Here is a 21,959-nt window from a genome sequence, read left to right as displayed (position 1 = left end):
GTTCCGTGGTACAGGCGTACATCCTGATCCAGACGGAGGTCGGCAAAGCGTCGACCGTCGCCGAGACGATCAGCAAGATCCCTGGAGTCATCCAGGCCGAGGACGTCACAGGACCGTACGACGTCATCGTGCGCGCCCAGGCCGACACCGTCGACGAGCTGGGTCGCCTGGTGGTCGCCAAGATCCAGCAAGTGGACGGCATCACCCGCACCCTGACCTGCCCGGTCGTACATCTGTAGCCCCCGTCTACCCTTGGCCGGTGAACTCTTTCCGTCACCGGCACATTTCTGTCCTCGGGCTGCCCGCGCTCGTCCTGCTGATCACCGCAGCGGGCTGCTCATCAGCAGACGGCAGCGCGTCGGCGGCGGTTCCCAGCCCCGGCGCGAAGGCCGGGCAACTGTGCCGGAACCTCGACAAGGTGCTGCCGGCCAAGGTGGACGGTGAGAGCCGTGAGGACCCCTCGCCCGCGTCCGCGCTGACCGCGGGCTGGGGGGACTCGGCGATCATACTGCGGTGCGGTGTACGGCAGCCGCCGAAGATGGTCGATCCGAAGGTGGCCGAGGGACGGGATCCGGACGCGGTGGCCGGTGGCGTGGAAGACGTCAAGTGGCTGATGGAGAAGCAGGACGGCGGCGGGTACCTGTTCACGACCGCCAGTCGTCTCGCGTATGTCGAGGTCAGCGTGCCGGAGGGCCGGGACAGCTCGGGTGTGCTGATCGACCTGGCCCCGGCCATCAAGAAGGCGATCCCCGAGGGGATCGCCAACTGAACCGTACGGGCCTGGCGGGAACGGACCGGAACCGTCCGGCTCCTACCGCAGACCCGTCGACCTGCGCAGAGCCGCCTCGATCAGCCGGTCCACCAGGTCCGGGTAGCTGATCCCGCTCGCCTGCCACATCTGCGGGTACATCGAGATCGGCGTGAAACCGGGCATCGTGTTGATCTCGTTGATCACGAACTCCCCGTCCTCGGTCAGGAAGAAGTCCGCCCGCACCAGCCCCTCGCACGAAGCGGCCTCGAAGGCCTCCACCGCCAGGCGCTGGACCTCCGCCGTCTCCTGCGGCGTCAGGGGCGCCGGCACGATCCCCGGCGTCGAGTCGATGTACTTGGCCTCGAAGTCGTAGTACGCGTGCGCGTCCGGTGGCGGGATCTCCGCGGGCACGGAGGCGCGCGGGCCGTCCTCGAACTCCAGCACCCCGCACTCGATCTCACGGCCGCGCAGTGCCGCCTCGACGAGGATCTTCGGGTCGTGCCGCTGGGCCTCGGCGATCGCCTCGTCCAGGCCGGACAGGTCCTCGACCTTGGTGATGCCGATCGACGAACCCGCACGCGCGGGCTTCACGAAGAGCGGCCAGCCGTGGTCGCCGGCGAGGTCGATGATCTTCTTGCGGGCGGCGGACTCGTCCCGCTCCCACTCGCGGGGCCGGATCACCACATACGGGCCCACCTTGAGCCCGAACGAGGTGAACACCCGCTTCATGTACTCCTTGTCCTGGCCGACGGCCGAGGCGAGCACTCCCGCACCCACGTACGGCACGCCGGAGAGCTCCAGGAGGCCCTGGAGGGTCCCGTCCTCGCCGTAGGGCCCGTGCAGCACCGGGAAGACGACGTCGATCTCGCCCAGCGCCTTGGGGACCGATCCGGGCTCGGTGTAGACGACTTCGCGGTTCGCCGGGTCGACGGGGAGCACCACGCCGCCCTCGCTCGACTCGGCCAGCTCCTCGACGTTGGGCGTACGGCGCTCGGTGATCGCCATGCGTTCCGGTTCGTCGGCGGTGAGCACCCAGCGTCCGCTCTGCGTGATGCCGATCGGCAGGACGTCGTACTTCGTCCGGTCGATCGCACGCAGCACGGCGCCGGCGGTGACCATGGAGATCCCGTGCTCGGAGCTGCGGCCGCCGAACACGACGGCCACGCGCGGCTTGCGCGGCTGCTGGTCAGGGCTCTGGGAGAGGTTCTCGGTGCTCATATCGCGTTGAGCGTACCCGCCCGTAGGGTCCGAGTCAGCGTTCGGAGGGTCGGGTTCGCTCAGCGTCGCTCAGGCTTCGCGCTGCGCGACATGAGCTCCTTCAGGGCGACCACGGGCGGCTTGCCCTCGTGCACGATGCCGACGACGGTCTCCGTGATGGGCATGTCGACGCCGTGCCGGCGGGCCAGATCCAGCACGGACTCACAGGACTTGACGCCCTCGGCGGTCTGCTTGGTGACCGCGATGGTCTCCTGCAGGGTCATGCCCTTGCCGAGGTTGGTACCGAAGGTGTGGTTGCGCGACAGCGGCGAAGAGCAGGTCGCCACCAGGTCGCCGAGTCCGGCGAGTCCGGCGAACGTCAGCGGGTCGGCGCCCAGTCTGACACCGAGCCGCGCGGTCTCGGCGAGGCCGCGCGTGATGAGCGAGCCCTTGGCGTTGTCGCCGAGCCCCATGCCGTCCGCGATGCCGACGGCGAGCCCGATGACGTTCTTCACGGCACCGCCCAGCTCGCAGCCCACCACGTCGGTCTCGGTGTACGGCCTGAAGTACGGCGTGTGACAGGCGGCCTGGAGGCGCTGGGCGACGGTCTCGTCGGTGCAGGCGACGACGGCCGCGGCGGGCATCCGCGCGGCGATCTCACGGGCGAGGTTCGGTCCCGTGACCACGGCGATCCGGTCCGAACCGACCTTGGCGACATCGTCGATGACCTCGCTCATCCGCATCGCGGAGCCGAGTTCGACACCCTTCATCAGCGAGACCAGGACCGTGCCGGGCGCAAGGAGCGGGGTCCACTCGGCGAGGTTGCCGCGCAGCGTCTGCGAGGGGATCGCGAGGACGGTGAAGTCGGCGCCGTGCGCGGCCTCGGCGGCGTCGGACGTCGCCCGCAGGTTCTCCGGGAGCTCGACGCCGGGGAGGTAGTCGGGGTTCGTGCGGGTGGAGTTGACCGCTTCCGCGAGTTCGGGACGGCGGGCCCAGAGGGTCACCTCGCAGCCCGCGTCGGCGAGGACCATGCCGAAGGCGGTGCCCCACGATCCGGTGCCCATGACGGCCGCCTTGACGGGCTTGCTCACGTGCCCTGCCCCTCTTCCTGCTCGGCCTTGGGCTGCACCGGCGTCTGCCGGTTCTGCGCGGCGGTCCGGCGCCGCTGCTCGATGCGCTCCTGACGCGGATCGTACGGCGTCTCGGGCGCCTTCTCGCCGCGGATCTCCTCCAGCTGCCGGGTGACGGCGGCCATGATGACCTCGGTCGCCTCCTTCAGCAACTCCGGGGTCATCTCCTTGTCGTAGAAGCGCGCGAGGTCGACCGGCGGACCCGCGAGCACCCGGTGGGTCTTGCGCGGAAGGACGTCGGCCTTCTTTGCGTACGGCGGCAGCAACTCGTTGGCGCCCCACTGCGCTACGGGGATCACCGGGCACTTGGTCTGCAGGGCCACGCGGGCGGCACCGGTCTTGCCCGTCATCGGCCACTGGTTCGGGTCCCGGGTGATGGTGCCCTCGGGATAGAACGCCACGCACTCACCGCGCTCCACGGCGTCGATCGCGGCCCGGAAGGCGCTCAGTGCGTCCGTGGTCTCCCGGTAGACGGGGATCTGTCCGGTGCCGCGCATCGCGGCGCCGACGAATCCCTTCTTGAAAAGCGCGCTCTTCGCCAGGAATCGCGGAACCCGGCCGGTGTTGTACTGAAAGTGCGCGTACGCGAAGGGATCGATGTGCGAATTGTGGTTCACCGCGGTGATAAATCCGCCCTCGGCCGGAATGTGCTCCATTCCACGCCAGTCCCGCTTGATCAGAACCACCAGCGGCGGTTTGCAGATCACCGCGGCGAAGCGGTACCAGAAGCCGATTCTGCGGCGGGGCACGCGGAGCACCTTCCTCTAGGAATCAAGGACATCGGACCCGGGAGCCGCACAAGTGTCGCCCCAGGCCGCCAGTCTGTCGAGAACACCGTACGCCCGCCCGTCTCCCGCCCCCACCCTTGCATGGAGCTTCGCACCCCTCCCATTGCCGCGGCTGCCGGATGGCCCTGGTGACGGCTGAGTGACAATGGCCGCGACTAGAGAGGGACGGAACGCGCGTGCAGTGGACCTTGGTCATACCCCTGAAACCCTTGGCGCGGGCGAAGAGCAGGCTCTCGGACACCGCCTCGGACGGGCTGCGCCCCGGCCTGGCCCTCGCATTCGCCCAGGACACCGTGGTGGCGGCGCTGGCCTGCCCGGCGGTGAAGGATGTGGCAGTCGTCACGGGCGACAAGCTGGCGGGCCGCGAGCTGGGCGCACTTGGCGCGCACATCGTCCCTGACGAGCCGGGCGGCGGCCTGAACGCGGCTCTGGCGCACGCGGCTGCAGTCGTACGGTCGTCGCGTCCCGAAAGCCCCGTGGCGGCCCTGAACGCCGATCTCCCCGCCCTGCGCCCGCTGGAATTGGCCCGCGTCCTGGACGCGGCGGCGGAATTCCCCCGCGCTTTTCTCCCGGACGCCGCGGCAATCGGCACCACCCTGCTGGCCACTGCCCCCGGCCACGAATTGCGGCCGGCATTCGGCGAGGATTCCCGGGCCCGCCACCGTGCGTCAGGGGCAGTGGAACTGTGCCTCGACGAGGTGGATTCCGTACGCCAGGACGTGGACACCGGCGAGGATCTGCGGGCCGCACTGACCCTGGGCGTGGGCCCGCGGACGGCGGCGGCAGCGGCACGTCTGCTCATCGCACCGCACCCGAACCACCACCCGTCGTAGGGTTGCAGCCATGCAGGCCACCGCTTACACCTACGACGAAGCCACCCGCTCGGGCAGCGTCCTCCTGGACGACGGCACCCCCGTCCCCTTCGACGCCCCCGCCTTCGACGCGGGCGGCCTGAGGCTGCTGCGTCCCGGGCAGCGGGTCCGCATCGAGACGGAAGGCGACGGCGAGGCCCTGCGGATCACGCTGGTGACGCTGCAGACGCTCTAGAACACGCCGCGGGCCGGACTCCACTCGGAGTCCGGCCCGGCGCGTGAGTGCCCTGCGGTTCTACCTGTGACCCGCAGTTCTACCTCTTGCGGGCGGTGGCCTTCTTGGCCGTGGTCTTGCGAGCCGTCGACTTCTTGGCGGGCGCCTTCTTGGCGGTCGCCTTCTTCGCCGGGGCCTTCTTGGCCGTCGCCTTCTTGGCCGTGGTCTTCTTCGCCGCGGTGGTCTTCTTGGCGGCGGTCGTGGTCTTCTTCGCCGGAGCCTTCTTCGCGGTGGTCTTCTTGGCGGCAGCCGTGGTCTTCTTGGCCGTCGTCTTCTTCGCGGTCGTCTTCTTCGCGGCCGCCTTGGTGGTCTTCTTCGCGGCGGCCTTCTTGACCGTCGCCGAGGCACCACCGGTCAGGCTGCCCTTGGGCGCCTTCTTGACGGCCACCTCGCCGCCCCGGGGGAGCTTCTTCGAGCCGCTCACCAGGTCCTTGAAGCCCTGACCGGCACGGAAGCGCGGAACGGAGGTCTTCTTGACCCGAACCCGCTCGCCCGTCTGGGGGTTACGGGCGTAACGAGCAGGCCGGTCGACCTTCTCGAACGAACCGAAGCCGGTGACGGAGACCCGCTCACCCGAGACGACCGCGCGGACGATGGCGTCCAGTACGTGGTCGACAGCCTCGGCGGCCTGCTGGCGGCCGCCCATCTTGTCGGCAATCGCTTCTACGAGCTGCGCCTTGTTCACGTCTTCCCCTTCGGAGACATCGCCAGAACGAAAGTGTTCAAGCTTTTTCGCACGTTAGGCAGATATATACCGCAAATCAAACACGAAACGGGCTAATCACCCTTGTGCCGCAACAGACTCGACAGTCTCGAAGGTGTTCAGCGTTCCTCTTCGGGGAATCGCCCCGCGTCGAGGTCCGCCATGAACCACTCCAGACGCCTTGTCGCTTCGGCGACGTCGTGCTTGGCCGCGGCCGTAATGACCAGCAGCTTCCGGGTCAGCGCCATCCGTACGCCCTCCGGGACTTGCAGTGCGCGCACCCTTCCATGCGCTTCCTTGAGTTGGTCCGCGACTGCCGCATAGAGCTCGAGTTGGCCGTCGTGTTCCATGCACAGATTGTGCCATCTGGGGCGAGTTGTCGCCTGCCAGGGGTGCAACTCCGGCCTCAAATGGCTTTCCGGGCACTTGCGGAAGCCGCGACTACAACACTCGCGTACCCCTTCAACAACCTTCGTAACGTGGGAAGTTGAACGCGGCCCGCGGGCGGCGCAGGGCCGTTCGGGTGCAGACATGGCAGTACCCCCGATCGGGCTGATCGGGGGTACTGCGGGGGTGTTGTGGTGGCCGAAAGTGGCCTTGTTTCGAAGTCTCGGCTCGCGACTCGGGGTCAGGCCTTCGGATCAGGACTGAAGGGTGCGCGGCTTGAAGGACGGCCGCTTCGCCTCGTAGGCGGCGATGTCGGCCTCGTTCTGCAAGGTGATCGAGATGTCGTCGAGGCCGTTCAGCAGCCGCCAGCGGGAGTTCTCGTCCAGCTCGAAGGAGGCGGTGATGCCCTCGGCGCGCACCTCACGCGCCTCAAGGTCCACAGTGACCTCAGCTGTCGGGTCCTTCTCCGTGAGCTCCCACAGCGCGTCCACGATCTTCTGCTCCAGAACCACTGTGAGCAGGCCGTTCTTGAGCGAGTTGCCGCGGAAGATGTCCGCGAAGCGCGAGGAGATGACGGCCTTGAAGCCGTAGTTCTGCAGCGCCCACACGGCGTGCTCACGGGAGGAACCGGTGCCGAAGTCGGGACCGGCGACCAGCACCGTGGCGCCTTCGCGCTCGGGGCGGTTGAGCACGAACTCCGGGTCCTTGCGCCAGGCCTCGAAAAGCCCGTCCTCGAACCCGTCCCGGGTCACCTTCTTGAGCCAGTGAGCAGGGATGATCTGGTCGGTGTCGACGTTGGAGCGGCGCAGCGGGACGGCCCGGCCGGTGTGCGTGGTGAATGCTTCCATGGCTGATCAGACTCCAGCGGGCGTACGGGTCTCGGCGTCGGACAAGTCGGCCGGGGAGGCCAGGTGGCCCAGGACCGCGGTGGCCGCCGCGACCTGCGGCGACACCAGGTGCGTACGACCGCCCTTGCCCTGCCGGCCCTCGAAGTTGCGGTTGGAGGTGGACGCGGAGCGCTCACCCGGGGCCAGCTGGTCGGGGTTCATGCCCAGACACATCGAGCAGCCCGCGTGCCGCCACTCGGCGCCGGCCTCCTTGAAGACGACGTCCAGGCCCTCGGAAACGGCCTGCAGACCCACCCGCGCGGAGCCGGGGACGACCAGCATCCGTACGCCGTCGGCGACTTTGCGGCCCTTCACGAGCTCCGCGGCGGCGCGCAGGTCCTCGATGCGGCCGTTGGTGCACGAGCCTACGAAGACGGTGTCCACCTTGATGGAGCGCAGCGGCTGACCGGCCTCCAACCCCATGTATTCCAGGGCCTTTTCGGCGGCGAAGCGCTCCGAAGCGTCTTCGTACGAAGCCGGATCGGGGACGGACGCCGAAAGCGGCGCACCCTGGCCGGGGTTGGTGCCCCAGGTGACGAACGGCGACAGTTCGGCGGCCTCGATCACGACCTCGGCGTCGAACTCGGCGCCCTCGTCCGTCTTCAGCGTCTTCCAGTACGCGACGGCCGCGTCCCAGTCCTCGCCCTTCGGGGCGTGCGGACGGCCCTCGAGGTAGTCGAAGGTGGTCTGGTCGGGGGCGATCATGCCCGCGCGGGCACCGGCCTCGATCGACATGTTGCAGATGGTCATCCGGGCCTCCATCGAGAGCTTCTCGATGGCGGAGCCGCGGTACTCCAGGACGTAGCCCTGGCCGCCGCCGGTGCCGATCCTGGCGATGATCGCCAGGATCAGGTCCTTGGCGGTGACGCCCTCGGGCAGTTCGCCGTTGACCGTGATGGCCATGGTCTTCGGACGGGCCATGGGCAGCGTCTGGGTGGCCAGCACATGCTCGACCTGGGAGGTGCCGATGCCGAACGCCAGACCGCCGAAGGCGCCGTGCGTGGAGGTGTGCGAGTCACCGCAGACGACGGTCATGCCGGGCTGGGTCAGGCCCAGCTGGGGGCCGACGACGTGCACAACGCCCTGCTCGACGTCGCCCAGCGGGTGCAGGCGCACACCGAAGTCGGCGGCGTTCTTGCGCAACGTCTCCAGCTGGACGCGGGAGACCGGGTCCGCGATGGGCTTGTCGATGTCGAGGGTCGGGGTGTTGTGGTCCTCGGTGGCGATGGTCAGGTCGAGCCGGCGCACCTGGCGACCGCTCTTGCGGAGGCCGTCGAAGGCCTGCGGGCTGGTCACCTCGTGCAGCAGGTGCAGATCGATGAAGAGGAGGTCGGGCTCGCCCTCGGCGCGCCGGACGACATGGTCGTCCCAGACCTTCTCCGCGAGTGTCCTACCCATCGCTTTCCCTCCGGCCGGCTTACGGTCCGCCGGCCCAACTAGAGATCTTGAGAAGGCGACCTGCGCCCGCGCCCCTGCTTCCGGGCGTCCGCCGCCAGGCCCGCTCTGGTTTACGGGCCGCTCTGCCTTCGTTCTTCCAGAGTGGCGTGTTCCACGGAAAATTGAACTTGCGTTTCACAGAGTGAGACGCGAGTATCGTTTCATGGACAACAGTAGCGGCGTCGGCGTTCTGGACAAGGCAGCCCTTGTCCTGAGCGCCCTGGAGTCCGGTCCGGCCACCCTCGCAGGGCTCGTCTCGGCCACCGGACTGGCACGACCCACGGCCCATCGACTGGCCGTGGCTCTGGAACACCACCGCATGGTGGCGCGCGACATGCAGGGCCGTTTCATTCTCGGCCCTCGCCTCTCGGAACTGGCCGCGGCGGCCGGTGAGGACCGCCTTCTCGCCACGGCGGGCCCGGTCCTCACCCACCTCCGTGACGTGACCGGCGAGAGCGCACAGCTCTATCGCCGCCAGGGCGACATGCGCATCTGCGTCGCCGCGGCGGAGCGTCTGTCCGGCCTGCGGGACACGGTCCCGGTCGGCTCGACGCTCACGATGAAGGCGGGCTCCTCGGCACAGATCCTCATGGCCTGGGAGGAGCCGGAGCGCCTGCACCGGGGCCTGCAGGGCGCCCGCTTCACGGCGACGGCCCTCTCCGGCGTACGACGCCGAGGCTGGGCCCAGTCGATCGGCGAGCGCGAGCCGGGCGTGGCATCCGTCTCCGCGCCGGTACGCGGCCCGTCGAACCGCGTCGTGGCCGCCGTGTCGGTCTCCGGCCCCATCGAGCGCCTCACCCGCCACCCCGGCCGCATGCACGCCCAGGCGGTCATCGACGCGGCAGCCCGTCTCTCCGAGGCCCTGCGCCGCTCGGGCTGATCAGTCACGGGGCGTCGTATCCCCGCCGGAACAGGACCAGCCTCAACGCCGCGGCAGGTTCTTGACGGACGGGACGCCGACGCCCCGGGCTCGCCGACACGGCCGGCCCCTCAACTGCTGCTGGTGTACGCCCGGTTGAGGCGGCACCGAGGGAAGCCCCGAACGCGGCGAAGGCCCTCCGCCTGCGCGGAGGGCCTTCGTTTTGTACCCCCGACCGGATTCGAACCGGCGCTACCGCCTTGAGAGGGCGGCGTGCTAGGCCGCTACACAACGGGGGCCTGGACACTGCGTTTCCGCAGGTCCGAGCTGGTCTACCTGGACTCGAACCAAGACTAACTGAACCAGAATCAGTCGTGCTGCCAATTACACCATAGACCAATGTGGTTTAGACCAGTCAGTACCCCCGACCGGATTCGAACCGGCGCTACCGCCTTGAGAGGGCGGCGTGCTAGGCCGCTACACAACGGGGGCCCTAGCGATCCTGCATCGAGATCGGTGGGAGCTACCCGAGCCGTCCTCGCGGGAAGGATCTGTACCCCCGACCGGATTCGAACCGGCGCTACTGCCTTGAGAGGGCAGCGTGCTAGGCCGCTACACAACGGGGGCTTTGCGGATGAGATCCGCGACGCAGATGAGCTCTGCGAGCTGGCCTACCTGGACTCGAACCAAGACTAACTGAACCAGAATCAGTCGTGCTGCCAATTACACCATAGGCCACTGGAACGCAAGCCCCTGAGGGGGATCTCGTTCTAGTTTGCTCCCCCGGATTCCGGCCTTTCGGCCCGCTCTCCGGCGGCGCAGGAAGAACATTACCCGAAGGTGGACGGGGCTCCAAAACGGGTATCCGCGCCGAGGAGCGCGGGGAGTTCGGCGAGGGAGGCGATCCGGTGCGGTCCGCCGGGGGCGTCATCGCTGGTGTACGCGCCGTCACGGTTGATCCACACCGACAGCAGTCCGGCCTCGGCGGCACCCCGCCCGTCGATCTCCGGATGATCACCGACGTACGCCACCTGGGGCGGGGCGAGATCCAGTGCCGTGCAGGCGGCGTGGAAGGCGCCGGCCTCGGGTTTCGAGATGCCGAGCTCGGCGGCGCACAGGATCGCCTCGAACCGGTCGTGGACCCCGAGCACCCGCAGCTTGCGGTCCTGGACGACGAGGCTGGAGTTGGACAGGACGGCGTGCCGATGACTGGTCGCGAGGGCGTCCAGGACGGGCAGGACGTCCGGGAACAGGGCCCAGGCGGTCTCGTAGTGCGTGATGTACCGCCGGAACCACGCCTCGGCCTCGGCGTCCGGCAGCTCCTCGCCCAGGAAGACCCGTACGCGATCGCGCCGCTGGCCCTCGAAGGTCACCTCCCCCGCCGAGAACCGTGCCCACTGCTGATCGGTGACCTGCCTCCAGCGCACGAGGGCCTGCTCGACGGTCTCGTACCCGTCGAGCAGGCCCTCGGCCAGCAGGTGCTCGCGCATTCCGGCGCGGTCGGCCGCGGTGTAGTCGAAGAGGGTGTCGTCCACGTCCCAGACCACGGCCCGAATGCTCATGATCCGACGGTAACTCGGACGGCGGGAGGCTGTCCGTCAGTTGACCGTGGTCGTGCCGGTGACGGTGAGGGCGGGGCCCACCTCGTCGTGCGGCTGGGCGGTCAGCTTCCAGGTGTACGTGCCGGTGACGCGGCGGCCGTCGGTCCCGAAGCCGTCCCAGGCGGCGCGGACGGCGGCGCCCTCGGTGCTGCCGATGAGGCTGCGCACGACCGTGCCGCCGCTGTCGGTCAGGGTGAGCGTCCAGTCGGCGGGCTTGTTGAGCTGCCACACGGGCTGCCAGGGGCTGGACTTCGTCGGGCCGCTCGGCACCGCGTCCGTCTGTGCCTCCATCTGCGCGAGCGTCGAGGCGGGGACTCCGCTGCGGACGATCGACACCTCGCCGTAGGTGCCGTTGAGGTAGGCGATGTGGCCGCCGAATCGGTCGACCGCCCAGCGGCCGTTGCTGCCTCCGGTGTTCTGGTCCGTGGTGGGCAGCTTGACCAGGGTGCGGGTGGCGGCCGTACCGGTGTGGAAGTCGGTGAGCAGGAGTTCATGGGTGGTGCGGTTCTCGCGGAGCAGGAAGCCGTCGGCGAGGCGGGCCGGGCCCTGGTCGGCGGGGACCGTGATCTTGCGGTTCGTCGCCCGGTCGTAGACGCCCGCGGTGGAGCCGCAGGACCAGTACAGCCAGGTGTTGACCGCCTGGATGTCGCTCGGGGTGCAGGGCGCGCCGGTGGCCAGGGTGGCGACCGTCTGGCCGGTCTTGAGGCTCTTGCCGACGACCGAGCCCTGGGTGCTGCCGGGGGTCCACATCGTCTGGCCCCAGACGGCGGCCGCCGTGCGGGCGCGGCTGAGGGTGGTCTCGCCGGCGGTCCCGCCGCTCGGGAAGTCGACGACCTTCTGGGTGCCGGAGCCGCCGTTGTAGATCACGTAGCGGCCGGAGCCGCTCGGGATGCGGCCGGCGGAGTCGCCGCCCGTGGGCTCGTTGCGGCCGGCCGTCGTGGCGTCGAGGCCGACGTTGTGGACGAATTCGTGGCCCTCGGCGTTGGTCCACAGGTAGGCGACCCGGCCGTCGCCCAGGGCCTCCAGCTGGGGGCAGGCGGCGTCGCCCGGAAGGCAGGTGACCTGGGTCAGCCCCGGGCTGCGGGGGGTCTGCTCGCCCGTGGGCCTGCCGGTGGAGTCCAGCTGGAAGCTGCTGAACCGGTTGGATGCCCCCGGTGTCGAGCCGTACAGGAACAACTCGCCGCCCGCGACGGCCAGTCCCTGCACCCCTACCGCGTACGCCGGGATCGGGGCCACCTTCTTGGTGGTGACCGTGCCGTCCTCGGTGGGGGTGATCCGGTGGACGTTCCAGTCGAGGCTGGAGGGGCCCGCGGTGGCGAGTGCGCCGCCGTCCGGGGTCGGGCCGATCCCGCCGAACGACGGTTTGAGCACGGTGGTGTCGGTGCCGGTCGCGAGGGAGCGGGCGATCAGCGCGGGCTGGGTTCCGACCTCGACGAAGTCCGGGTTGCCGATGAGGAGTTGATCGCCGACCACGGCCGCGGCCTGAGCCCCCCACCGCGGGTGCGTGGTGGGCTCGGTGCCGGGCTCGGAGTCGATCCGTATCGACTTCCAGTCGGCGACGAGCCAGCGGTCGTTGTAGACGACCTCGGAGGCGTCGATCACACCGGTGACGTAGGTGCGGAAGGTGCCGTCGGCGAGGTCGATGAGACCGACGGACGTCGTGCCGTCGACCTTGTAGACGACGGCGAGCCGGCGGACCGAGCCGGCCGTCGGGTAGGCGGTGGGCTGGGCGCCCGCCGGGAGGCCGGAGACCGGCAGGTCCGTTGTGGTGCCGTCGGGAGCGGCGCGCAGGACGTGCAGGGCACCGGAGCCGTCCCGGGTCAGCACGCTCCAGCCCACGGCGCCCTGATAGGTCTGGCCGGACGGGAGCGCGAGGGTGGCGGTCACGCCGGTGGAGCGGTGCTTCTGCGTGGCGGTCGCACCGCTCATCGTGGTGATGACGTCGGTGCCGGTGGCCAGGTCGTCCGGACCCGCGTGCGCGGGCGGGACGACGTCCGGGTAGTCCACCCAGGTCGTGGTGCCACCGCTGACCGTGCCGTACCGGAACCCGGACGCGCCGGCCCAGACGTACCGGATCTCCTGGCGCTTCTCCGTGCTGAGCCGGACGGTCCCCACCGGCGACTCCACGGCCTGCGCGGGCGTGATCGGCAGGGCGCACGTCAGCGCCACCGCCCCGCTGAGCGCCACTGTGGCAAGTCTTCGTGAACGAGTCACGTTCCCCTCCCCCTGTAACTGGGTGCACACGCACCTCATGTGCACAGGGAGCATCCAACGTCCGCTCAGGAAGCAGCAGTTGGCCGGATGGGTGAACTCCGGGTGACGTCTGGGCGGACACGCGACGGGCGGCGTCCGAACCGGACGCCGCCCCGTTGTGAACGCGTTATGCGGCCAGCTTGGCCAGCGCCGCGTCGATGCGGGCCAGCGTCTGCTCCTTGCCCAGGACCTCGAGGGACTCGAAGAGGGGCAGGCCGACCGTGCGGCCGGTGACGGCGACGCGGACCGGGGCCTGGGCCTTGCCCAGCTTGAGGCCGTGGGCCTCGCCGGCGGCCAGGACGGCCTCCTTCAGGGACTCGGGCGAGGTCCAGTCGGCCGCGTCCAGCTTTTCGCGGGCGGTCGTCAGGAGCGCGTCGCTGCCCTCCTTCATCGCCTTCGTCCAGCTCGGCTCGTCGAACACCGGCTCCGGGAGGAAGAGGAAGTCGACGTTGTCCGTGATCTCGGAGAGGACCTTCAGGCGCGTCTGGGCGTGCGGGGCGATCGCGTGCCACTTGGCCTCGTCGAACTCCTCCGGCGCCCAGGGGGCGAACGGGGCCTTCAGCCAGGGGGCGCAGCGCTCCGTGAAGTCCTTCACGTCGAGCAGGCGGATGTGGTCGCCGTTGATCGACTCGCACTTCTTGAGGTCGAAGCGGGCCGGGTTGGGCTGCACGTCGGCGATGTCGAAGGCCGCGACCATCTCGTCCATCGTGAAGATGTCCTGGTCGGCGGAGAGCGACCAGCCGAGCAGGGAGAGGTAGTTGAGGAGGCCCTCGGGGAGGAAGCCGCGCTCGCGGTAGAGGTTCAGCGACGACTGGGGGTCGCGCTTGGACAGCTTCTTGTTGCCCTCGCCCATCACGTACGGCAGGTGGCCGAACTGCGGGATCTGCTTGGCGATGCCCAGCTCCGTGAGCGCCTTGTACAGGGCGATCTGGCGGGGGGTGGAGGAGAGCAGGTCCTCGCCGCGCAGGACGTGGGTGATCTCCATCAGGGCGTCGTCGACCGGATTCACCAGCGTGTACAGCGGGGCGCCGTTCGCGCGGACGATGCCGTAGTCCGGGACGTTCTCCGGGGTGAAGGTCAGCTCACCTCGGACCAGGTCCGTGAAGGTGATCGTCTCGTCGGGCATGCGGAAGCGGACGATCGGCTCGCGGCCCTGGGCCTTGTACTCCTCGACCTGCGCGTCGGTCAGCGCGCGGCAGTGGCCGTCGTAGCCGGACGGCTTGCCGGCGGCGCGGGCGGCCTCGCGGCGGCTGTCCAGCTCCTCCTGGGAGCAGTAGCAGTGGTAGGCGTAACCGCCGTCCAGGAGCTTGTGGCCGACCTCCTTGTAGAGGTCCATGCGCTGCGACTGGCGGTACGGCGCGTGCGGGCCGCCGACCTCGGGGCCCTCGTCCCAGTCGAAGCCCAGCCAGCGCATCGAGTCGAGCAGCTGGTTGTAGGACTCCTCGGAGTCGCGGGCCGCGTCGGTGTCCTCGATGCGGAAGACGAGCGTGCCCTGGTGGTGCTTGGCGAACGCCCAGTTGAACAGGGCGGTGCGGACCAGGCCCACGTGGGGGTTACCGGTGGGCGAGGGGCAGAAACGTACGCGGACGGGTGCGCTAGCCACGCTTGACAACCTTGTTGGTGAGAGTGCCGATGCCTTCGATGGTGACGGCGACCTCGTCGCCGACGTTGAGGGGGCCGACCCCTGCCGGGGTGCCCGTGAGGATCACGTCGCCGGGGAGCAGCGTCATGGCCTCGGAGATGTTGACGATCAGATCCTCGATCCGGTGGATCATCTCGCTGGTACGGCCGAGCTGGCGCTGCTCGCCGTTGACGGTGAGCTGGATCGTCAGGTCGGACGCCTTCTCGAGGTCCAGGTCCGTCTCCACCCAGGGGCCCAGCGGGCAGGAGGTGTCGAAGCCCTTGGCCCGCGCCCACTGCTTCTCGCGCTTTTGGACGTCGCGGGCGGTGATGTCGTTGGCGCAGGTGTAGCCGAAGATCACGTCCTTGACGCGCTCGCGCGGGACCTCACGGCACATGCGGCCGATGACGACGGCCAGTTCGGCCTCGTGGTGGAGGTCCTCGGTGAAGGACGGGTACTGGATCTCGTCGCCGGGGCCGATCACCGCGGTGGACGGCTTGAAGAAGGCGAACGGGGCGTCGGGCACCTCGTGGCCGAGTTCGCGGGCGTGCTCGGCGTAGTTGCGGCCGAAGGCCACGACCTTGTTCGGGAGCACCGGCGGCAGCAGCCTGACCTTGCTCAGCGGCACCTTCGTACCGGAGAGCTCGAAGTCCGCGAACGGGATGCCCTTGATGATGTCGAGGACGAGCTCGTCAGGCTTGTCGCCCTCGACCGCGCCGAAGGCGACGTTCCCGTCGATGGAGAATCTGGCGATGCGCACGGGATCCCTGCGCCCCTCACTTGAGCCGGCTGGAGTCTGACGCTCCAGGCTAACGCGGCAAGGGGCAGGTGCCTCGCCTATTACCTCGGGTGAGGGCGCCTTGAATGATCCGGGACCGGCGCGCGTACTACTGGGCGACGGAGGCCGCGGCGGGGATCTCCATGAGGACGGTGCGCCTGGGGTTCGCGGTCTGCGCCGGGAGGTCGACGGAGTGCTCCTGCTCCGGGGTCTGCAGGGCGTCGGCGTCCTTGAGGTGCGCCAGCGTCGTGCGCCGCGGGTTGGCTATGTTGTGGAACATCATCGTCGTCTTCACGGTTGTGCGTGACCCTGTCGTGTTCGGGCGCCGGTGGAGGCAGGGGGCCTCGCGCGGGCGCGGTTTGTCAAAGTCTTACATCATGTAAAGCGCGGGCTAAACCTGGTGTTCCCCTCCACGGCCGCGCAGACCCTGTCTTCCGCATGTGAGTTTGCTCACGACTCTGCGGACGAATCAGGCAATTCGGACCTGCAATTCACCCCCATGAAACGGACATTGACCCCCTGAAGCCATCATTCCGCTCCTGATCATGGCGACTGGGACACCTCCCGCGCCCGAGCAGCTCGCGGGTAAAAGTCCGATATGGACGGGATAAGTTTCTACGGCAGGTAATCTCGCCATCACGCGGTGTCACGTATGTCACGGCTCGACCTACGGGCCTTGTTGGAGATCCGGCACTGTGCTGGAATTCCACGGACCGCCGCAGGATCGAGCCGGCGCACAGGGGGCGCATCGAGCGCCGTGCGGCGGCGAGAAGGGGGAGCCAGCGCCGGTCACTCACGACCATCAGGGAGCGTGTTCAGGACGCTCCCCAATACGCCGACACCGTGTCCGTCCGTTCACGCGGAGGGGCGCCTGGTCCAGAGGTTGCGACGCTAGTGCAGGGACGTTTCAAGAGGGATGGCAGCGCTTCGGCGGAGCCGGAGCACGGCGGGACCGACCGAGGTCCCTCGCCCCAGCACGCCCAGAACCCGGGCCCGGCCGTGTCCGTCGACGGCGGTGAGCGCTCCGGGCGCCCCGCCGTGTCGGCCTCTCCGGGGACGGCCGGCGCTTCCACGCCCCCGCCGCCGAAGAAGGCCCCCAAGTCCGCCACCGGTCCGGGCGCGCGAATAGCCCTGCGCAACTGGCGCATCTCCACGCGTCTGGTGGCGCTGCTGACGCTCCCGGTGGTCGCGGCCACCTCGCTGGGCGCCCTGCGTATCAGCGACAACATGGACGACATCCAGCAGCTCGACAACATGAAGCTGCTGACGGACATGACCAAGCGGGCCACCGAGCTCGCCGCGGCGCTCCAGGAGGAGCGCGACCAGTCCGCCGGCCCGCTCGCGCACGGCGCGAAGGCGACGGACTACACGGTCAAGGGCTACCGGGACAAGACGGACCGGGCCAGGGACAGCTTCATCGAGGCGTCCGAGGAGATCGACGACAGCAGCAAGGACGGCAACCTCAAGGGTGTCCGTGACAACCTCGTCCAGCTCGTCGGCGACCTGAGCGACATCGCGAAGATCCGCAACACCGCCTACCAGGCCAAGCAGAACTCCACGCAGACCGTGGAGGCCTACCACCGCCTGATCACCAACCTGCTCGGTCTCTCGCAGGACATGGCGGAGGCGACCAGCAACCCGGAGATGATCCAGAGCACGCGCGCCCTGGCGGCCTTCTCCACCGCCAAGGAGTACGCGTCGATCCAGCGCGCGGCCCTCGCCGCCGCGCTGCCCGCGAACAACGACACCGCGGGCAAGCTCTCCGAGAACGACCGGCTCTACGCCGAGTCGGCCCTGACGAGCCAGCGCTCCGAGCTGAAGAGCTTCCGGAGCATCTACGGCATCCAGGGCGCCGCCGACCTGCTGCAGTCGATCGAGAAGGGCAACCCGACGATCACGGCGAGCGACAAGTACGCCACCCGTGCCCTCGGCAACCCGAACGCCCTCGACGACCTGGAGAAGCGCTCCTACAAGGACTGGGTGGACGACAGCACCACCAAGATCCAGCAGATGCGGGCCATCGAGACCACGCTGCTGGAGGACATGGAGCAAAAGGCCCGCGAGCTGCGCAACGAGTCGGAGCGCGAGGCGATCATCTCCGGTGCGCTGATCCTGCTCGTGCTCGGTGTCTCGCTGGTCGGCGCCTTCGTGGTGGCCCGCTCCATGATCCGCTCGCTGCGCCGCCTGGAGGAGACCGCCACCAAGGTCGCCCAGGACCGGCTGCCCGAGCTGGTCAAGCAGCTGTCGGAGTCGGACCCGCAGGACGTCGACACCTCCGTCGAATCGGTCGGTGTGCACTCCCGGGACGAGATCGGCCAGGTGGCCGCGGCCTTCGACGACGTGCACCGCGAGGCGGTCCGCCTCGCCGCCGAGCAGGCCCTGCTGCGGGGCAACGTCAACGCGATGTTCACCAACCTCTCGCGCCGCTCCCAGGGCCTCATCCAGCGCCAGCTCTCGCTGATCTCCGAACTGGAGTCCCGCGAGGCCGACCCGGACCAGCTGTCCTCCCTGTTCAAGCTCGACCACCTCGCGACGCGCATGCGCCGTAACGGTGAGAACCTCCTCGTCCTCGCCGGTGAGGAGCCCGGCCGCCGCTGGACCCGCCCGGTCCCGCTGGTCGACGTGCTCCGCGCCGCCGCGTCCGAGGTGGAGCAGTACGAGCGCATCGAGCTGTCCTCCGTGCCGACCACCGAAGTGGCCGGCCGGGTCGTCAACGACCTCGTGCACCTGCTCGCCGAGCTGCTGGAGAACGCGACGTCGTTCTCCTCCCCGCAGACCAAGGTCAAGGTCACCGGTCACGCGCTGCCTGACGGCCGCGTCCTGATCGAGATCCACGACACCGGCATCGGCCTCTCCCCCGAGGACCTCGCCGCGATCAACGAGCGGCTCGCCTCGCCGCCCACCGTGGACGTCTCCGTCTCCCGCCGCATGGGCCTCTTCGTGGTCGGTCGGCTGTCGCAGCGGCACGGCATCCGCATCCAGCTGCGCCCCTCCGACTCCGGTGGTACGACCGCGCTGGTCATGCTCCCCGTCGATGTCGCCCAGGGCGGCAAGAAGCCCGCTCCGGGCAAGCCCGGCCCGGGCGGTCCCGGTGCCTCCGGTGGCCCGGCCGCAGCGCAGGCCGCCGCCGGTGCGGCTGCCGCCCGTCGCCAGGCCCAGGCCGGCGGCGGCTCCCTCGGCGCGGGTGCGCCGGGTGGCGGTGCGCTCGGTGCCGGTGCGTCCGGCGGAGGCCGGCTCGGTGCCGGTCAGGGACCGCGGGCCGCACTGCCGGGGCGCGACGGTGGCGGACTTCCGGGTGGCCCCGGCGCACCGCGTGGACCCCAGGGTCCGGGCGCGCCGTCGCAGGGCCGGCCGGCTCCCGCCGGTGCGGGTGCCGGGTTCGGCGGCCAGGCTCCGGGTGCTCCACAGGGGCTGCAGGCCGCAGGCATGGGTCAGGATCCGTTCGGTGCCGGCCAGGACGCCTTCGGCGGCTCCGGTCGGGAGCAGTCCCGTCCGGGCGGTCCTTCGTCGCAGCAGAACCCGCCCGCCGAGAAGGGCCGTCGTGGTCGTCAGCCGCAGCTGCCGCCGCGCGGTGGCCCGCGCGCCGAGCTGCCGGGCGGCAGCCAGCCCTCCCGTCCCAGCTGGAGCGACGAGAACGCGCAGCCGCCGGTGCCGCGCGCCTCGCTCGACACCCCGCGCGGGCACGACGAGGACTCCGCACAGACCTCCCGGATGCCGCGGATCGACGAGCGTCAGGGCACGGGCCCGGCCTCCGAGTTCCCCGGCCCGGACTTCGACGCCACCTCGCCGGGTTCGTACAACCCGCAGAGCACCGGTCAGTTCGTCCGCTCGGACGTCTTCGGCTCCGCGGGTGGTGCCGGTCAGAACAACGCGTCGCAGACGGGCCAGTACCCCGCCCCGCAGGCCTACGACAACAGCTCGACCGGCCAGCACGCCCTGCCCGGCCGCCAGAACCCGGACTCCACCGGACAGTTCCAGCGGCCCCAGGGCAACCCGCAGGGCGGGCAGAGCAACGCGTCGCAGACGGGCCAGTTCCCCGCTCCGCAGGCCTACGACAACGGCTCCACGGGCCAGCACGCCCTGCCCGGCCGCCAGAACCCGGACTCCACCGGACAGTACGAGCGGCCGCAGGTCAACGGCACGTACGGCGGCGGTTCCGGCTACGGCGCCCCGCAGCCCCCGGCCCCGCAGCGTCCGCAGCAGCGGCCCGCGCGGCAGGAGCCCGAGGCGCTGCCGCCGGCGACGGGTCCCGGCGACGGGCGTACCCCGCTGTACGACACGCTGGAGACCAACTGGTTCCACGGCGGTCCGCAGGGGCAGCAGCCCGAGGCGGGCGGCCAGGCTCCGGTCTCCGCTCCGCGGGAAGCCCAGGCTCCCGCGGCGCCTCCGCAGCCGTCCTCCGCTCCCCAGCGGAGCGCATCGACCGCCTGGCGCAGCTCGCCGAACGACGACCTCGTCCGGCAGGCGGAACGCGTCCGGCAGCCCGCCGCGGGCGGGGTCACCACCTCCGGCCTGCCGCGCCGGGTCCCCAGGGCGAACCTCGTCCCGGGCACGGCTCAGCAGCAACAGCACCAAGCCGGTCCGCAGATCTCGCGTGCGCCTGACGACGTACGCGGTCGGCTGACCAATCTCCGTCGGGGTATCGCGCAAGGTCGCCAGGTCGGTAACGGCCAGACCGGTAGCTTCCCGAACCCCACTCACCAGCAGGAGCGTTAGTTGAGCCAGATGAGCCAGGCGGCACAGAACCTCAACTGGTTGATCACCAACTTCGTGGACAACACCCCGGGTGTGTCCCACACCGTCGTCGTGTCCGCGGACGGTCTGCTGCTGGCGATGTCGGAGGGTTTCCCGCGCGACCGAGCCGACCAGCTGGCGGCCGTCGCGTCGGGCCTGACCTCACTGACGGCGGGGGCGTCACGGATCTTCGACGGCGGCAGCGTGGCCCAGACCGTCGTGGAGATGGAACGGGGATTCCTCTTCCTCATGTCCGTCTCGGACGGTTCGTCCCTCGCCGTCCTGGCGCACCCCGAATGCGACATCGGCCTCGTCGGCTACGAGATGGCGCTGCTGGTCGACCGCGCGGGCGCGGTGCTCACCCCGGACCTGCGCGCCGAGCTCCAAGGCAGTCTGCTCCACTGATCGCCCCCGGATCCACCCGTCTCACCAAATCACCGTCCGGCCGCCACAATCCCCCCACTGGCCCCTTACCAGACGGCTTGACTGACCGACTTGCTGTCCCAGCCCGGAGGATTCATGACCCCGCCCACCGCCTCTCATGATCCGTACGCGGAGCCGTACGAGGATGAGGGCGACCAGCCGCTGGTTCGTCCGTACGCGATGACCGGCGGCCGGACCCGGCCGCGCTACCAGCTGGCCATCGAGGCCCTGATCAGCACCACGGCCGACCCGGCAGCGCTCATGGGACTCCTTCCGGAGCACCAGCGCATCTGCCACCTGTGCCGTGAGGTGAAGTCGGTCGCCGAGGTGTCGGCGCTCCTCTCCATGCCGCTGGGTGTGGCCAGGATCCTGGTGGCGGACCTCGCGGAGGCCGGCCTGGTCGCCATTCACCAGCCGGGTGGCGACGAGAACAACGGTGGCGCTCCGGACGTGACGCTGCTCGAAAGGGTGCTCAGTGGACTTCGCAAGCTCTGAACCGGGTCGGGCGACCACCTCCGCCAAGATCGTGGTGGCGGGTGGCTTCGGCGTGGGCAAGACCACGTTCGTCGGCGCCGTCTCGGAGATCAACCCGCTGCGCACCGAGGCCGTCATGACGTCCGCGAGCGCGGGCATCGACGACCTCACGCACACCGGGGACAAGACCACCACCACGGTGGCGATGGACTTCGGTCGTATCACCCTTGACCAGGACCTGATCCTGTACCTCTTCGGTACGCCCGGCCAGGACCGCTTCTGGTTCATGTGGGACGACCTGGTGCGCGGCGCCATCGGCGCCGTCGTCCTGGTGGACACCCGCCGTCTCGCCGACTGCTTCCCCGCGGTCGACTACTTCGAGAACAGCGGGCTCCCGTTCGTCATAGCGCTCAACGGCTTCGACGGACACCAGCCGTACACGCCCGACGAGGTGCGCGAGGCGCTGCAGATCGGCCCGGACGCGCCGATCATCACCACAGACGCCCGGCACCGGGCCGATGCCAAGAGCGCGCTGATCACGCTGGTCGAGCACGCCCTGATGGCCCGGCTGCGGTAGCGCAAGTCGGGAGCGTCATACGGCAGTTGTCGTAGATGTACCGGAGCCGACTGTGGCCTTTGACACGGTCGGCTTCGTTGTTCATAACGTTTCGGCAGAGGAATCGGGTGGTATGGCCACTCGTCGCGGTCAAGCGGTGTCGCTGCGCGCACAAACGCCCCGTCTTTTGACGGGGCTCGCTCTTTATGACCGTTTTATCTAGGGCTTACATCATGCGGAATCCTCGACTTCCACTGTTTGGAAGAGCGCAGGCCGACGTGCTGGAATGCGAGA

At 69.6% G+C, this 21,959-nt stretch carries 21 protein-coding genes and 5 tRNA genes; 9 read left to right on the top strand and 17 right to left on the bottom strand.

Annotated elements, in window-relative coordinates; genetic code table 11:
* Positions 1-5: 5 nt before the first annotated feature.
* Together AB5J55_RS30135 and AB5J55_RS30130 are read left to right on the top strand one after the other, a co-directional pair.
* Positions 6-239 carry an Lrp/AsnC family transcriptional regulator gene (locus AB5J55_RS30135; protein ID WP_369273639.1) on the top strand — a complete coding sequence of 78 codons (234 nt, stop codon included), beginning with the start codon at positions 6-8 and terminating at the stop codon, positions 237-239.
* A 20-nt stretch (positions 240-259) separates the two neighbouring features.
* Entirely contained in the window at positions 260-769 is a 510-nt protein-coding gene (locus tag AB5J55_RS30130; protein WP_369273638.1) for a DUF3515 domain-containing protein, read from the top strand.
* Positions 770-811: 42 nt separating this feature from the next.
* Here AB5J55_RS30130 and AB5J55_RS30125 read toward each other — a convergent pair whose 3' ends face one another.
* From AB5J55_RS30125 to AB5J55_RS30115, 3 genes are read right to left on the bottom strand one after another with little or no spacing between them, the layout of a single operon-like run.
* Positions 812-1,969: a D-alanine--D-alanine ligase family protein gene (locus AB5J55_RS30125; RefSeq protein ID WP_369273637.1), complete on the bottom strand. Its 1,158-nt coding sequence runs from the start codon at positions 1,967-1,969 to the stop codon at positions 812-814.
* 59 nt (positions 1,970-2,028) lie between these two features.
* Entirely contained in the window at positions 2,029-3,039 is a 1,011-nt protein-coding gene (locus AB5J55_RS30120; RefSeq protein ID WP_369273636.1) for an NAD(P)H-dependent glycerol-3-phosphate dehydrogenase, read from the bottom strand.
* On the bottom strand, positions 3,036-3,827 hold the full coding sequence (locus AB5J55_RS30115) for a lysophospholipid acyltransferase family protein (protein ID WP_369273635.1): 792 nt from the start codon (positions 3,825-3,827) through the stop codon (positions 3,036-3,038). The genes AB5J55_RS30120 and AB5J55_RS30115 overlap by 4 nt, the downstream gene beginning before the upstream one ends.
* A gap of 215 nt (positions 3,828-4,042) precedes the next feature.
* On the opposite strand from AB5J55_RS30115, the gene cofC reads away from it, so the two are divergent.
* Entirely contained in the window at positions 4,043-4,699 is a 657-nt protein-coding gene (gene cofC, locus AB5J55_RS30110) for a 2-phospho-L-lactate guanylyltransferase (protein ID WP_369273634.1), read from the top strand.
* 10 nt (positions 4,700-4,709) lie between these two features.
* Entirely contained in the window at positions 4,710-4,913 is a 204-nt protein-coding gene (locus AB5J55_RS30105; RefSeq protein ID WP_369273633.1) for a hypothetical protein, read from the top strand.
* Between the two features lie 79 nt (positions 4,914-4,992).
* Here AB5J55_RS30105 and AB5J55_RS30100 read toward each other — a convergent pair whose 3' ends face one another.
* The 4 genes from AB5J55_RS30100 to leuC all read right to left on the bottom strand — a co-directional run bounded on the left by AB5J55_RS30100 (position 4,993) and on the right by leuC (position 8,327).
* Complete coding sequence (locus AB5J55_RS30100; protein WP_369273632.1) at positions 4,993-5,637, bottom strand: HU family DNA-binding protein; 645 nt, start codon at positions 5,635-5,637, stop codon at positions 4,993-4,995.
* A gap of 137 nt (positions 5,638-5,774) precedes the next feature.
* Positions 5,775-6,005: a hypothetical protein gene (locus AB5J55_RS30095; protein WP_369273631.1), complete on the bottom strand. Its 231-nt coding sequence runs from the start codon at positions 6,003-6,005 to the stop codon at positions 5,775-5,777.
* A gap of 291 nt (positions 6,006-6,296) precedes the next feature.
* Positions 6,297-6,890 (bottom strand): 3-isopropylmalate dehydratase small subunit, encoded by a 594-nt coding sequence (leuD, locus tag AB5J55_RS30090; RefSeq protein ID WP_369273630.1) that lies wholly within the window; start codon positions 6,888-6,890, stop codon positions 6,297-6,299.
* Positions 6,891-6,896: 6 nt separating this feature from the next.
* Positions 6,897-8,327, bottom strand: coding sequence for a 3-isopropylmalate dehydratase large subunit (gene leuC / locus AB5J55_RS30085; protein ID WP_369273629.1), 1,431 nt, complete (start codon positions 8,325-8,327; stop codon positions 6,897-6,899).
* A 202-nt stretch (positions 8,328-8,529) separates the two neighbouring features.
* Between leuC and ndgR the strand changes: the two genes are divergently transcribed.
* On the top strand, positions 8,530-9,246 hold the full coding sequence (gene ndgR, locus AB5J55_RS30080) for an IclR family transcriptional regulator NdgR (protein WP_369273628.1): 717 nt from the start codon (positions 8,530-8,532) through the stop codon (positions 9,244-9,246).
* A gap of 205 nt (positions 9,247-9,451) precedes the next feature.
* On the opposite strand, the gene AB5J55_RS30075 is transcribed toward ndgR, so the two are convergent.
* The 10 genes from AB5J55_RS30075 to AB5J55_RS30030 form a co-directional block, all read right to left on the bottom strand.
* Positions 9,452-9,524 (bottom strand) — tRNA-Glu (locus tag AB5J55_RS30075).
* Positions 9,525-9,552: 28 nt separating this feature from the next.
* Positions 9,553-9,624 (bottom strand) — tRNA-Gln (locus AB5J55_RS30070).
* Positions 9,625-9,644: 20 nt separating this feature from the next.
* Positions 9,645-9,717 (bottom strand) — tRNA-Glu (locus AB5J55_RS30065).
* 62 nt (positions 9,718-9,779) lie between these two features.
* Positions 9,780-9,852 (bottom strand) — tRNA-Glu (locus AB5J55_RS30060).
* A 39-nt stretch (positions 9,853-9,891) separates the two neighbouring features.
* Positions 9,892-9,963 (bottom strand) — tRNA-Gln (locus AB5J55_RS30055).
* A gap of 92 nt (positions 9,964-10,055) precedes the next feature.
* Positions 10,056-10,787, bottom strand: a complete 732-nt coding sequence (locus tag AB5J55_RS30050) for an HAD family hydrolase (protein ID WP_369273627.1) — start codon at positions 10,785-10,787, stop codon at positions 10,056-10,058.
* A gap of 36 nt (positions 10,788-10,823) precedes the next feature.
* The gene (locus AB5J55_RS30045) at positions 10,824-13,040 is read right to left on the bottom strand and encodes a hypothetical protein (protein ID WP_369273626.1); all 2,217 of its coding nucleotides are present in this window, start codon (positions 13,038-13,040) and stop codon (positions 10,824-10,826) included.
* A gap of 166 nt (positions 13,041-13,206) precedes the next feature.
* The gene (gene gltX / locus AB5J55_RS30040) at positions 13,207-14,691 is read right to left on the bottom strand and encodes a glutamate--tRNA ligase (protein WP_369273625.1); all 1,485 of its coding nucleotides are present in this window, start codon (positions 14,689-14,691) and stop codon (positions 13,207-13,209) included.
* The gene (locus AB5J55_RS30035; RefSeq protein ID WP_369273624.1) at positions 14,675-15,460 is read right to left on the bottom strand and encodes a fumarylacetoacetate hydrolase family protein; all 786 of its coding nucleotides are present in this window, start codon (positions 15,458-15,460) and stop codon (positions 14,675-14,677) included. Before AB5J55_RS30035 ends, gltX begins: the two co-directional genes overlap by 17 nt.
* A 127-nt stretch (positions 15,461-15,587) precedes the next feature.
* The gene (locus AB5J55_RS30030) at positions 15,588-15,773 is read right to left on the bottom strand and encodes a hypothetical protein (RefSeq protein WP_369273623.1); all 186 of its coding nucleotides are present in this window, start codon (positions 15,771-15,773) and stop codon (positions 15,588-15,590) included.
* 599 nt (positions 15,774-16,372) lie between these two features.
* Here AB5J55_RS30030 and AB5J55_RS30025 point away from each other — a divergent pair.
* The 4 genes from AB5J55_RS30025 to AB5J55_RS30010 all read left to right on the top strand — a co-directional run bounded on the left by AB5J55_RS30025 (position 16,373) and on the right by AB5J55_RS30010 (position 21,686).
* Positions 16,373-20,194, top strand: a complete 3,822-nt coding sequence (locus AB5J55_RS30025; RefSeq protein ID WP_369273622.1) for a nitrate- and nitrite sensing domain-containing protein — start codon at positions 16,373-16,375, stop codon at positions 20,192-20,194.
* 9 nt (positions 20,195-20,203) lie between these two features.
* Positions 20,204-20,617, top strand: a complete 414-nt coding sequence (locus tag AB5J55_RS30020; protein WP_093910158.1) for a roadblock/LC7 domain-containing protein — start codon at positions 20,204-20,206, stop codon at positions 20,615-20,617.
* 114 nt (positions 20,618-20,731) lie between these two features.
* Positions 20,732-21,130 carry a DUF742 domain-containing protein gene (locus AB5J55_RS30015; protein ID WP_003997626.1) on the top strand — a complete coding sequence of 133 codons (399 nt, stop codon included), beginning with the start codon at positions 20,732-20,734 and terminating at the stop codon, positions 21,128-21,130.
* A complete protein-coding gene (locus tag AB5J55_RS30010) occupies positions 21,111-21,686 on the top strand; it encodes an ATP/GTP-binding protein (RefSeq protein WP_030051303.1) in 576 nt (191 codons plus the stop codon). The genes AB5J55_RS30015 and AB5J55_RS30010 overlap by 20 nt, the downstream gene beginning before the upstream one ends.
* Positions 21,687-21,959: the final 273 nt, after the last annotated feature.

Origin of the sequence: Streptomyces sp. R11 (assembly GCF_041051905.1) — a bacterium.
GTDB lineage: Bacteria > Actinomycetota > Actinomycetes > Streptomycetales > Streptomycetaceae > Streptomyces.
This window is presented reverse-complemented; position numbering and strand designations above follow the sequence as displayed.